General features: G+C 68.2%; 11 protein-coding genes. 8 read left to right on the top strand and 3 right to left on the bottom strand.

Features of this window, described 5'->3' with window-relative positions; all coding sequences use genetic code 11:
- Positions 1-147 precede the first annotated feature (147 nt).
- The 3 genes from ACFE7D_RS05785 to ACFE7D_RS05775 all read right to left on the bottom strand — a co-directional run bounded on the left by ACFE7D_RS05785 (position 148) and on the right by ACFE7D_RS05775 (position 4658).
- Positions 148-1050: an alpha/beta hydrolase gene (locus ACFE7D_RS05785; RefSeq protein ID WP_375394480.1), complete on the bottom strand. Its 903-nt coding sequence runs from the start codon at positions 1048-1050 to the stop codon at positions 148-150.
- A 39-nt stretch (positions 1051-1089) separates the two neighbouring features.
- Positions 1090-1635 carry a glycoside hydrolase family 108 protein gene (locus ACFE7D_RS05780; protein WP_375394479.1) on the bottom strand — a complete coding sequence of 182 codons (546 nt, stop codon included), beginning with the start codon at positions 1633-1635 and terminating at the stop codon, positions 1090-1092.
- An 89-nt stretch (positions 1636-1724) separates the two neighbouring features.
- The gene (locus tag ACFE7D_RS05775) at positions 1725-4658 is read right to left on the bottom strand and encodes a M16 family metallopeptidase (RefSeq protein WP_375394478.1); all 2934 of its coding nucleotides are present in this window, start codon (positions 4656-4658) and stop codon (positions 1725-1727) included.
- Between the two features lie 228 nt (positions 4659-4886).
- Between ACFE7D_RS05775 and ACFE7D_RS05770 the strand changes: the two genes are divergently transcribed.
- The 8 genes from ACFE7D_RS05770 (at position 4887) to miaB (ending at position 10952) form a co-directional block, all read left to right on the top strand.
- Positions 4887-5729 (top strand): aspartyl/asparaginyl beta-hydroxylase domain-containing protein, encoded by an 843-nt coding sequence (locus ACFE7D_RS05770; RefSeq protein WP_375394477.1) that lies wholly within the window; start codon positions 4887-4889, stop codon positions 5727-5729.
- Positions 5730-5947: 218 nt separating this feature from the next.
- Positions 5948-6523, top strand: a complete 576-nt coding sequence (locus ACFE7D_RS05765; protein WP_375394482.1) for a NifU family protein — start codon at positions 5948-5950, stop codon at positions 6521-6523.
- The gene (locus tag ACFE7D_RS05760; protein WP_375394476.1) at positions 6523-7116 is read left to right on the top strand and encodes a malonic semialdehyde reductase; all 594 of its coding nucleotides are present in this window, start codon (positions 6523-6525) and stop codon (positions 7114-7116) included. The genes ACFE7D_RS05765 and ACFE7D_RS05760 overlap by 1 nt, the downstream gene beginning before the upstream one ends.
- Positions 7117-7161: 45 nt before the next feature.
- Positions 7162-7830: a tRNA (adenosine(37)-N6)-threonylcarbamoyltransferase complex dimerization subunit type 1 TsaB gene (gene tsaB, locus ACFE7D_RS05755; RefSeq protein ID WP_375394475.1), complete on the top strand. Its 669-nt coding sequence runs from the start codon at positions 7162-7164 to the stop codon at positions 7828-7830.
- Positions 7830-8300 carry a GNAT family N-acetyltransferase gene (locus tag ACFE7D_RS05750; RefSeq protein WP_375394474.1) on the top strand — a complete coding sequence of 157 codons (471 nt, stop codon included), beginning with the start codon at positions 7830-7832 and terminating at the stop codon, positions 8298-8300. The genes tsaB and ACFE7D_RS05750 overlap by 1 nt, the downstream gene beginning before the upstream one ends.
- A gap of 77 nt (positions 8301-8377) precedes the next feature.
- Positions 8378-8800, top strand: coding sequence for a Fur family transcriptional regulator (locus ACFE7D_RS05745; RefSeq protein WP_375394473.1), 423 nt, complete (start codon positions 8378-8380; stop codon positions 8798-8800).
- 7 nt (positions 8801-8807) lie between these two features.
- A complete protein-coding gene (locus tag ACFE7D_RS05740; RefSeq protein WP_375394472.1) occupies positions 8808-9521 on the top strand; it encodes a lysophospholipid acyltransferase family protein in 714 nt (237 codons plus the stop codon).
- A gap of 39 nt (positions 9522-9560) precedes the next feature.
- Positions 9561-10952, top strand: a complete 1392-nt coding sequence (gene miaB, locus ACFE7D_RS05735) for a tRNA (N6-isopentenyl adenosine(37)-C2)-methylthiotransferase MiaB (protein WP_375394471.1) — start codon at positions 9561-9563, stop codon at positions 10950-10952.
- Positions 10953-10987 lie beyond the last annotated feature (35 nt).

Below are 10987 nucleotides of genomic sequence, written 5' to 3'. Positions count from 1 at the left end.
GGTCGAGACCAGCGGCTCATCGACCTTGGCGGTGACGACCGTGCCGCCGCGCCGTACCGACAATATGGTGGTGCCATGCCAGACCGGCATGGAGGTCTCGTTCGCGCTCATGACCGGGATATGGGAAGCCTTGCGGGGTGCCGCAATCTACCGCGAATGCGCCATCAGGAACGCGGCGCTGTCGTCCAGCGTCGGTGCACGGCCGCGGAACGGCTTCGACAGGCCCATGACCAGATCGACATGGCTCTTGCCGTGATATTCGCGCAAGCGCACCGGCGCGCCCGATGCCTTCAGGCGATCGGCCAGCGCAACGCTGTTGCGCGGTTTGACCGTCGTATCGGCGGTGCCGGCGGCGAGCCACATCGGCGGCGCGTCGGCGCGGGCATAATGGATCGGCTGCGTTTCCTCGGGACGCGGCCAGTTGGCGAACGCATCGACCGCGCGGCTGTCGTCCCAGGGGTAGAAATCATACGGCCCCGCCAGCAAGGCGGCGGCGCGGATCGTCGTCGGGGCGACGCCGATGTCGGTCAGATAATGCGGGTCGAGCGCCAGCATCGCGCCGATATACGCCCCCGCCGAATGCCCCGCGATCGTGATCCGCGTCGGATCGCCGCCGAACTGTGCGGCATGGTCGCGCGTCCACCTGATTGCCAGCGCGCCGTCCTGGACGAAGGCGGGGAAGCGCACACTCGGCACCAGCCGGTAATCGGGGACGACGGCAACGAAGCCCCGCGCCGCATAGGCACGGCCCGCGAAGCCGTAATCGCCGCGCGATCCCTTTACCCAGGCGCCACCGTAGAAGAAGATCACTACGGGCCGCAGAGCTGTACCGTTCGATTTGGGCGTCCACACGTCGAGCCGCTGGCGGGGCGCGGGGCCATAGGCCACCGCAGTCGCTGCACGGTGCGCATCCGAATCACCCGGTGTCAGCGAATTGAGCGTATCGAGAATGCCGGGCGGCGAGCATCCCGCCGCGGCGAACACCATGCCAAGCATGGCGAGGCGGCGGGCGATGGGGCGGCGGCGGATCACCCCGGCGGTGTACGGCATTCGCCACCGGAGCGCCACCGCCCGCCATTCGCGCTACGGCTAACCGATCCGGTTGGCGAGCCAGCCGTACAGGAACGCCTCGTCCGCCGGACGGTGCTCGGCGAGCGTCAGATAGCGTTCGCCTTGCAACGCCTCGATCGCCTTGACCAGCACCGCCTCGCCGCCGGGCGCGCGGTGCGCCAGGAAGGCGTCGAGCGCGGCGAGCGTCCGGGGAGTGATCTTCCCGTCGACGGGTCGATCGGGATAATCGCGCCCGCCGCGGTTGAGCGCGTTGAGCGCGCGTTGCAGGAAGCCCGTGGCGACCGCCGCCCCCATGTTCACGGCGGTATCGAACAGGTCCGCCGCGAGGTGCGGCGCGCGCGTGGCGACCCGGTCGAACCCGGGTGCCAACCAGTAGAGTCGGCGATAGACATCGACCGCGGCGGCGCGCGGATAGGCGCGCATGTCGCCCGCATACCCGTTCGCCCTCGCGACCGCACGGGTCACGCCCCAGCACGTCGCGCCGCCCGGATCGGCCGGATCGTCGACGAAGCCGCCTTCGCGATCGATCACGTCGTCGATCAGCGTCGCCAAGTCCCCGGGCATCGGCCGTCTCCCTGTATGTCCGACAGTCGTGAACCATAAAGGTTCGCTGTAGGACAGGGAAAAGCGTATGGCCGATCGGCCGCGCGCGCTTACCCGGCGGGTGCCGCCATGGCTTGCGCACTCGTCTTCACCGGCTTCGGCACCACCGCCATCGTCCAGTCGCGCGCCGGGACCAGATATTTCGCGGCGGTCGCCTGCAGATCGGCGGGGGTGATGGCGGCGAAATCCTTCGCGATCGACCGGGTCGCGTCGATCCGCCGCGGATCGAAGGTCGCGCCCGCCATCAGCTGCAGCCAGAACGGATTGCCGGTGGAGGCGCGCATCAGCACCTGGCGCATCGGTCCCATGATCCGCACCAGTTCGTCCTGCCCGACCGGATTGGCGACAAGGTCCGCCGCGATCGCGCGCGCGGTGGTGAAGAACAGTGGCACGTTGGCTGGCGCGACCTGCCCGATCGCCAGCAGCCGCCCGCCGCCGGGCAGCCCGATCGGCCAGCTCGACGAGACGTTGGGGCTGTAGCTCGCGCCGTCCGCCTGGCGCAATTTCTCGAACAACCGGTCGGAGAACACCTGCGCCAGGACGTCGAGCCGTCGGCTGTCGCGGATGTCGTCGATCCCGGCTCCCGTCGGCCATGCGATCACCGCGACCGCCTGGTTCGCCGCGCCGTCATGCTGGCGCATCACCGGTGTATCGACATGCGCGGGGAAGCGGACCGGCGGCACCGGCGTGGCGTCCACCGCCCGTGGCGGCAGCGCGCCGAAGGTCGTGGCGACCGCGGCGACCGCGTCGTCCGCCTTGAAATCGCCGAACACCGAGACCTCGATCGGCCCGCCGGCGACGAGCGGCTGCCACAGCGCGCGGAATGCCCCCGGGGTGAGCGTGTCGATCGCGGCGCGCGGCGGGGTGCCCCAGCGCGGGTCGCCGTCGTGGAGCAGCCGTTCGAGGTCGCGCGACAGTACGCCGTCGGGCGAGGCCGAATAGCCGTCATAGCTGGTCAGCGCGACCCCGCGCGCGCGCGCGACCGGGGCAGGGTCCCAGCCGGGCCGGGCGAGCGCGGACGCCATCAGCTTCAACTGGTCGGGCATGTCCTGCGCGGACGTCAGCCCGGCAAGCGAGAAGGCATCGTCGCCGATGTCGAAATCGATGCCGATCCGCCGTCCCGCGGTCATCTGGTCGAGGTCGCCCTGGTTGAGCTTCCCGATCCCACCCTGCATCAGCGCCAGATCGCCCGCCCAGGCCGCGCTTTCATGCATGGCGGGCAAGGCGTCGTAGCCGCGGCCGAAACGGATGCGGACATAGACACGCCCCGTTTCGCCGCTGTTGGGGAACAGCAGCAGGTGCACGCCGTTGGCGAACGCGATCTGTTCCATGTCCAGCCCGTCGACGGGCGTGCGCGACACGACCGTCCCGGGCTTGCCGAGCGACGGCAGCCGCGCGAAGCTGACCGACCCCTGCGCGCGTTTCTTCTGCGCCAGCCCGCCGACATCCGCCTTGAGCGCCACCGCCAGCTTGCCGACGCTGTTGTCCTCTGCGACGCGGGTGTTGACGACCGCGCGAGTCGCGTCGCCGGTGAAGATGCGCTTCGTCGAGGCGAGCACCGCGGCGGGGGTGAACATGCCCTTCGCGCGCGCATCGGTCAGGATCTTGTACGATACCGCGGGCGAGGCGACGGTTTCGCGGATGTCGATCGCCTCGCTCATATTGTCCGCCTGGCGTCCGCCTGCTTCCACCTTCGCGGTTTCCACCTCGGTGCGCATGCCGGTATCGAGATCGGCATATTCGCGGTCGATCTCGGCTTGCGTGGCGGGGTTGGTCTTCGCGTCCTCGATGACGCCGCGCACATCCTTCAGCGCGGATTCCCAGTCGTTGCCGACGGGTATGATATTGACCGAGGTGATGTTGGCGGAACGCGACACGTCGTCGAGCGAGACCGCGGCCTGGAGGAAACTGCCCCCGGCGCGTGCGCGCGTTTCCAGCCGGCGGCTGATGAGCCGGGTCGCAAGCGTATCGACCAGCCGCTTCTGGTTGAAGATCGCGGTGTCCGAATTGTAATGCCAGGGGCGGACGACGCCGACCGCGACGACGGGGGGCAGCGACGGTTCGGCGACCGCGCCGGCGGCTGGCCTGGCAGGGTCGGGCTTGCCGAAATCGGGGTCCGCCGGATTGTCGCCGACGCCCTTCCACTGCGAGAAATGCCGGACGATGCCGGCGGCGAAGACGTCCGGGTCCATGTCGCCCGAAATGATGACGACGGTTCGGCCGGGACGATACCAGCGGTCGTGAAACGCGCGCACCGCGTCCGCTGTCGCGGCGTCGAGCGTCCTGACCGTGCCGATCGGCGCGCGGCCGGCGATCGGTTGCCCGGCGAAGAAGGTCGCGCGGATCGCGTCGCCCATGCGCACCTGCGGCCCCGGCTGCTCGCGCTGTTCGGCCAGCACCACGGGCCGTTCGGCGTCCAGCGCGGCGGGGGTGATCGCGGGCTGCGCCATCATGCCGGACAGGATCTTGAGGCTTTCGTCCAGCCCCGCCGGCGTCGCGGACGGCAGGTCGAGCTTGTAGGTCGTCGACGTATAGGTCGTCTGCGCATTGGTGTCGGTGCCGAACGACGCGCCGAACCGCTGCCACACCCGCTTCGCCTCGCCGTCGGGGACATATTCGGACCCGCGGAACGACAGATGCTCGATGAAATGCGCGAAGCCGCGCTGGCTGTCGGTCTCCATCAGCGATCCGGCATCGACATGGACCCGGATCGCGACCTGGCCCGGCGGCACGCCGTTCTTGCGAACCGCGTAGCGAAGTCCGTTGGGCAAAGTGCCGAAATGCCATTCGGGGTCCGGCGGGATGTCGCTGTCGGCGAACAACCAGGCGCGGGTGTCGATCTTTGAAAGATCGACGGGTGCGACAGTGGCGGGGACGGTGACTTGGGAAGGTGCAACTTGTTGTGGCAACCGGCCCGTCGCGGTGCCGGTGAGGCTTGCGGCCAATAAAAGGGGCGCAACGAACGCGCGGGGGATGTGCACCATGTGACCTGCCAAGCTCCTCACCCCCTTGCGCTCGCCCTTAGGTCCCGCCAACTTCGCACGCAACGGCCATGATTTCGACCCAGAGTGCGGGTAGTCGGCCCGTTGGGAACGGTCGCGCCGGTGATGGGGCATGCGCGGGCACCGTTCATGATAAGAGCCGGACGGCACGAGGACGTGGGAATGACGGTCAAGGTTGAAACGAAGCGCATGTCCCGCTCCGGAGCGGCAATGTGGCGGAATTCGGGCGAGGACGGCGTGGGCCACGACGGCGCGCGGTCGCTCCGGGTACCCGATCTGAACGTCATCTCCGGTGCGCCAGCGCCGGGCAGCAAGATGCAGGCGGAGCCCAACCGACCCTTCATCATCAAGTTCGGCAAGCATCTGCGCGGCGTGTTCGACACGCTGATCGCATCGTCGTCGCTGGTGACGAACGACCCCGTGCTCGACATGCGCGATTTCGCCTGGACCGCGATCCTTCGCGACCATTGGGAGACGATCCGCGACGAGGCGGTCGCGGTGGCGTTGCAGGGCGAGGCCGCGCCCAGTCTCGCGACGATCTCCCCCGATCACCGCGCGATCGCGGAAGTGAACAAATGGCGGTCGTTCTTCCTCTGGGGATATGGTTTCCCGATCGACGAGAACCTGGCGCGCTGCCCCGAAACGGCGAAGATCGTCGCGCAGATCCCGGGTCTCAACAGCGCGTTCTTCTCGATCCTCGCGCCCGGCACGCACATCCCCGACCACCGCGGCGTGACCAAGGGGCTGATCACCTGTCACCTCGGGCTGATCGTGCCGCGCGACGGTGACGTCCGGATGCGCGTCGACGACCGGATCGTCCGTTGGGCGGAAGGCGAGACTTTGGTGTTCGACGACACGTATCAGCACGAAGTGTGGAACGACACCGACGGCACCCGCGTCGTCCTGCTCGTCCAGTTCGGGCGCCCCTTGCGCAATCCGGGCAAATGGATCGCGGATTTCTTCCTGGGATTCGTCCGCCGGTCGGCATTCGTCCAGGAAGCGCGAGACAACATCAGCAGCTGGAACGCCGCGGTGAAGCAATTGGACGTCTAGCGCGGCGTCCGGGATTAGCCAGGCCGACCCCGGCACGATCGCCGAGGCCTTGCCAGCGACGCCGAAGGCGGCGACTGACGACGCGGTTTCGCCGCGGCGCGAAGCGTACGCCGGCCGCTTCAGACCCCCGGCCTTTTGCCGGAGCGAAAAGGCGGTGGAAACCCGGCGTTTCCACCTCCCGGCTTGCATCGCACCCGTCGCCGCGCCACATGCCGGCCATGCTCATCGAGACCGAACCCACGCCCAACCCGGCGACGCTGAAATTTCTGCCGGGCCGCACCGTCATGGAAGCCGGCACGCGCGATTTCGCGACGCCCGAGGAGGCGGAGGCGAGCCCGCTCGCCGAGGCGATCTTCGGTCTGGGCGATATCACGGGCGTGTTCTTCGGGCGCGATTTCGTTTCCGTCACGGCCGCGCCCGGCGTCAGCTGGCCGGCCCTCAAGCCCGATATCCTCGCGATCCTGCTGGACCACTTCTCTGCCGCCATGCCGCTGTTCCGCAGCGCACGTGCCGGTTTTTCCGTGCCTTCCGCGGACGACGCGATCCCGACCGATCATCCGGAGGATGCCGAGATCATCATCCAGATCCGCGACCTCATCGATACGCGCGTGCGGCCCGCCGTCGCGAACGACGGCGGCGATATCGTCTACCGCGGCTTCGACAAGGGCAAGGTGTTCCTGCAGCTGCAGGGCGCGTGCGCGGGCTGTCCCTCGTCGAGCGCCACGCTGAAGAACGGCATCGAGCAGCTGCTGCGCTATTATGTTCCCGAAGTCACCGAAGTGAGGGCCGTCTGATGCGCGCATCCATCGATCCCGCCGCGATCGACGCGCTGTTCCGCCAAGGGCGTACCTATAACGGCTTTACCGACGAACCCGTATCCCAGGCGGACCTGCACGCGATCTGGGACCTCATGAAGATGGGGCCGACCTCCGCCAACCAGCTGCCCGCGCGACTGGTCTGGTGTGTCAGTGACGAGGCGAAGGCGAAGCTCGCCGAATGCTGCAGCGCGCAGAACGCGCCCAAGATCCTGAAGGCCCCGGTCAGCGTCGTGATCGGCATGGACAACGACTTCCACGAATATCTGCCCGAACTGTTTCCGCATGTGGACGCCAAGGCGTGGTTCGACGGCAATGCCGAGCTGCGACAGGTGTCGGCGTTCCGCAATTCCAGCCTGCAGGGCGCATATCTGATCATCGCCGCGCGGGCGCTCGGGCTCGATACCGGGCCGATGTCCGGGTTCGACGGCGGCAAGGTCGACGCGGCGTTCTTCCACGAGACGCCCGCCGTGCATGTGAACTTCATCGCGACGCTCGGCCATGGCGATCCGGCGACGATCTACGACCGCTTGCCGCGGCCCGGCTTCGAGAAGTTCAACCGCATTGCGTGACTTTGCTCGTCACCCCGGCGAAGGCTGGGGTCCGATGCCGACGACGTGCGCTCGCCGCATGAGACCCCAGCCTTCGCCGGGGTGACGGTCGTGGTCGGCAATCGTACGCTCGTCATCGAAACCGCGACCGCTGCCTGTTCGGTCGCGCTGATCGAGGGTCCCGACGTGATCGCGCGAGCGCATGAGGTCGTCGGCCGCGGGCATGCCGAGCGGCTGGTGTCGATGATCGCCGACCTGCCCGGGGGCGGTCGGGCGGACAGGGTCCTCGTCGATTGCGGGCCGGGCAGCTTCACCGGCATCCGCGTCGGGCTCGCCGCCGCGCTTGGGCTGTCGCTCGGCTGGCAGGCGGAACTTGCGGGCTTCTCCTCGCTGGCGATCGTCGCCGCGGCCGGGATCGCGCAGCGGGGGGCCGCGCTTGCGGTCGTGCTCGAAGGGGGGCATGGCGAGGTCTTCATGCAGGCCTATTCGTCCATGCTCGTGCCGCTCGCGCCGCTGGTATCGCTGAAGCCGGCGGATGCGGTCGCGGCGATCGGCGGGTTGCCGGCGATCGGCAACGGCGTGCGGCATCTGATCGCGGTCGATCCGTCGATCGATACGGTCGATACGCTGCCCGACGCCGCCGACGCGGTACTGCTGCCGGCGCGGCTGCGCGATCTGCCGCCCAGGCCGATCTATGGCCGTCCGCCGGACGCGAAACCCGCAAGTCCGCGCTGATGGCGACTCGCAACATATTGCTGCGCGGCGGGGACGCGCGGGACATCGCCGCGATCGAGACGCTGATGGCGCAGGCGTTCGATCCGCGCTTCGGCGAAGCGTGGAACAGGGGCCAGACGCTCGGCGTGATGGCGATGCCCGGGGTGCGGCTGATGCTCGCTTATGTGGACGACATACCCGTCGGCTTCGCGATGACTCGAACGGTGATCGACGAGGCCGAATTGCTGTTGCTCGCGGTCGTGCCGGCGACGCGGCGGGCGGGGATCGCGACCGCCCTGCTCCGTTCGGTCGAGGCGGATGGCCGCGATGCCGGGGTGCGCCAGCTGCACCTCGAGGTCCGCGCCGGGAACGAGGCGGTGAAGCTTTACGCCCGCGCCGGTTTCGCCAAGGTCGGGGAACGGCGCAATTACTATCGCGGTGCCGATATGCAGGCCCATGATGCCCACACCTATCTGAAGATGCTTGCCTGATTCTTGTTGCGAGTCGGTCGTGCTTTTCGCAACAGCCGGGACGCGCTACACGTGGCCGGGAACGGGGACGGACGGACATGGCGCGCAAGATCGACCTGGAGGCGCTCTGCAACGAAAAGGGGCTGCGCATCACCGAACAGCGCCGCGTGATCGCGCGCGTGCTGTCGGAAGCCGAGGATCATCCCGATGTCGAGAAGGTCTATGAGCGCGCGTCGTCGATCGACCCGGGCATCTCGATCGCGACGGTGTACCGGACCGTCCGCCTGTTCGAGGAGGCGGGGATCCTCGACCGCCATGATTTCGGCGACGGCCGCGCGCGTTATGAGCCCGCGCCCGAGGCGCATCACGATCATTTGATCGACGTCGAGACCGGCAAGGTCATCGAATTCGTCGATCCGGAACTGGAACAGCTGCAAAAGGCGATCGCGGAGAAGCTCGGCTTCCGTCTCGTCGATCACCGGATGGAATTGTACGGCGTCAGCCTCGACCGCAGGGCCTGACCGCGCGGTGGCGACACTGCGTCTGTGGCGGCGTGCGGGGCTGCTGCTGCTCGCGCTCGGGCTGGCGTTGGTGCTTCACGGGGGATGGCGGCTGGTGCGTCGTCCTTCGCCCTGGCCGCGGTGGTTGCTCGGGACCTGCGCCAGGATCGTCGGCGCGCGCGCGCGGATCGTCGGGACGCCGCTGGCGCGCGATGCCGTCATCGTTTCGAACCATTTGAGCTGGATCGACATCCTGTTGCTGGCGGGCGCGACCGGCACCGCCTTCGTGGCCAAGGCGGAGCTGCGCCGTGCGCCGCTGGTCGGCTGGCTGTCCACGCTGAACCACACCTTGTTCGTGGCGCGCGACGACCGGCTGAACGTCGCGGCGCAGATCGACGCGATGCGCGCCGCGATCGCGCAGCCATGGCCGATCGCGATCTTTCCCGAAGGAACGACGGGGGACGGGCGGACGCTGTTGCCGTTCAAGGCGACGTTGCTGGCGGCGCTCGATCCGCCGCCGCCGGGGGTGCGGGTGCAGCCGGTGCGGATCGATTACGGCGATGCGACCGGCGATCTGGCCTGGGTGGGCGACGAACCGGGTGCGGCGCATGCGAAGCGGGTGTTGCAGCGGCGGGGGTCCTTCACCGCGACGTTGCGGTTCTGCGCGCCGTTCGATCCGGCGGCGGTGGGCGGGCGCAAGGCGATCGCCGCCGAAGCGCGCGTGCGGATGGAAGCCGCTTAACTCCTCCCCTTGCAGGGAAGGAGTTGCTAAAGGCTCCGGATGAAATCGCCTCCCAGGACCTTCCACGTCAAATCCTTCGGCTGCCAGATGAACGTCTATGACGGCGACCGGATGGCCGAGCTGATGGCCGCTGACGGGCTGGCCCAGGCGGATGCGGATGTCGCCGATCTGGTTGTTCTCAACACCTGCCACATCCGCGAGCGTGCGACGGAAAAGGTGTATTCCGACATCGGCCGGATCCGCAAGGTCGCGGGAAAGCAGGGCCGCGCGCCGATGATCGCCGTCGCCGGCTGCGTCGCGCAGGCCGAGGGTCAGGAGATCGTCGCGCGCGCCAAGGTCGACATCGTCGTCGGACCGCAAGCCTATCACAATCTGCCCGAACTGGTGGCAAGGGCCGCTGGCGGCACCGCGGCTCTCGACACGGACATGCCGGCTCTGTCGAAATTCGCCCGGCTGCCGGCACGACGCCGCGTGCCGCCCTCCGCGTTCCTGACAGTGCAGGAGGGATGCGACAAATTCTGCACCTATTGCGTCGTGCCCTATACCCGGGGCAGCGAGATCAGCCGGCCGTTCGCCGCGATCGTCGACGAGGCCAAGGCCCTGGTCGATGCCGGCGCGCGCGAGGTCACGCTGCTGGGGCAGAACGTCAACGCATGGGGGCAGGGAGATCTTGGCCTGCACGATCTGATCCGCGCGCTGGACCGCGTGCCGGGGCTGGCGCGTATCCGTTACACCACCAGCCATCCCAACGACATGACGCAAGGATTGATCGACGCGCATGGCGATGTCGCCTCGCTGATGCCGTTCCTGCATCTGCCGATCCAGTCGGGCAGCGACCGGGTCCTCAAGGCCATGAACCGGTCGCACGGGCGCGACTCCTATCTGCGCGTGCTGGACCGGGTTCGCGCGGTGCGGCCCGATATCGCGCTGTCGGGCGACTTCATCGTCGGCTTCCCCGGCGAGACCGAAGCCGATTTCGCCGACACGCTGAGCCTGGTCGACGCGATCGGCTATGCGCAGGCGTTCAGCTTCAAATACAGCCGGCGGCCCGGTACCCCCGCCGCGACCATGACCGACCAGATCGCGCCCGAGGTGTCGGATGAACGGCTGCAGCGGCTGCAGGCGGCGCTGAACCGCGACCAGCAGGCGTTCAACCGGGCCACGCTTGGCCGGACGTGCACGATCCTGGTCGAGCGTCGGGGGAAACTGCCCGGGCAGATACTCGGTAAATCGCCCTGGCTGCAATCGGTTCATGTCATCGGCGATCATGCGATCGGCGATCTGATAGAGGTGAATTTGATCCGGGCCGATCCCAATTCGATGGCAGGTACCGCTCCAGTACCCGTCGCTGCAAGCGCTCCGCCCGGGCCGCTTGACGTTGCGGGGCGTTCGAACGAAGCCCGAGCATCTATCGGGCCTTTTGCCAATTAGCACTGTCCTACAGCGCGGCTCGCTGCCACAATCGA

This window comes from uncultured Sphingomonas sp. (assembly GCF_964244235.1).
In the GTDB taxonomy this organism is placed as follows: domain Bacteria; phylum Pseudomonadota; class Alphaproteobacteria; order Sphingomonadales; family Sphingomonadaceae; genus Sphingomonas.
The sequence above is the reverse complement of the archived record's forward strand: the minus strand, read 5'-3'. Positions and strand labels throughout refer to the sequence as shown.

Coding starts and splice junctions, on each gene's coding strand:
- ACFE7D_RS05785 (WP_375394480.1), bottom strand. CDS start 1,050: ATGCCGTACACCGCCGGGGTGATCCGCCGCCGCCCCATCGCCCGCCGC.
- ACFE7D_RS05780 (WP_375394479.1), bottom strand. CDS start 1,635: ATGCCCGGGGACTTGGCGACGCTGATCGACGACGTGATCGATCGCGAA.
- ACFE7D_RS05775 (WP_375394478.1), bottom strand. CDS start 4,658: ATGGTGCACATCCCCCGCGCGTTCGTTGCGCCCCTTTTATTGGCCGCA.
- ACFE7D_RS05770 (WP_375394477.1), top strand. CDS start 4,887: ATGTGGCGGAATTCGGGCGAGGACGGCGTGGGCCACGACGGCGCGCGG.
- ACFE7D_RS05765 (WP_375394482.1), top strand. CDS start 5,948: ATGCTCATCGAGACCGAACCCACGCCCAACCCGGCGACGCTGAAATTT.
- ACFE7D_RS05760 (WP_375394476.1), top strand. CDS start 6,523: ATGCGCGCATCCATCGATCCCGCCGCGATCGACGCGCTGTTCCGCCAA.
- ACFE7D_RS05750 (WP_375394474.1), top strand. CDS start 7,830: ATGGCGACTCGCAACATATTGCTGCGCGGCGGGGACGCGCGGGACATC.
- ACFE7D_RS05745 (WP_375394473.1), top strand. CDS start 8,378: ATGGCGCGCAAGATCGACCTGGAGGCGCTCTGCAACGAAAAGGGGCTG.
- miaB (WP_375394471.1), top strand. CDS start 9,561: ATGAAATCGCCTCCCAGGACCTTCCACGTCAAATCCTTCGGCTGCCAG.